This is a genomic window from Pedobacter sp. MC2016-24 (genome assembly GCF_015223055.1).
Taxonomy (GTDB): domain Bacteria; phylum Bacteroidota; class Bacteroidia; order Sphingobacteriales; family Sphingobacteriaceae; genus Pedobacter.
Map to the genome: position 1 here is coordinate 1 of NZ_JADFBX010000061.1, position 354 is coordinate 354.

General features: G+C 38.4%; 1 pseudogene. It reads right to left on the reverse strand.

The features are described 5' to 3' along the window. A pseudogene (locus IM797_RS28265) lies at nt 1-182 on the reverse strand (hypothetical protein); the annotation flags it as partial. Nucleotides 183-354 lie beyond the last annotated feature (172 nt).

The window sequence follows — 354 nt, forward strand, 5'->3', positions numbered from 1 at the left end:
CTGCCTGTATTGTCAAAAGCTAATGTTCTTTCTCCAACAATATTGTCAAATTCAACAGAAAGCGGCGCAAGATTTTCTTCCTGAAAATCTGGTGTAGGGTCGTCTTTTTTAGAACAGGCCGCCATTACCAGCATGAAGCTAAGCAACAGCATTGATTTTAATTTTTTTCCATTTATATTCATTTCTCTTATGGATTAGGGTTATTCATTTTTTTATTGGTAATAAACTCATGATCGGTAAGCGTACCCAAAAAGGCAATCATGGCTTCCCTTTCTGCTTGTGATAAGGGAATACCCGCCTGCCCCTGGTTCTGATAAAGTAACTGATCTGTAGTCGAAGAGATTTTAACCCCAA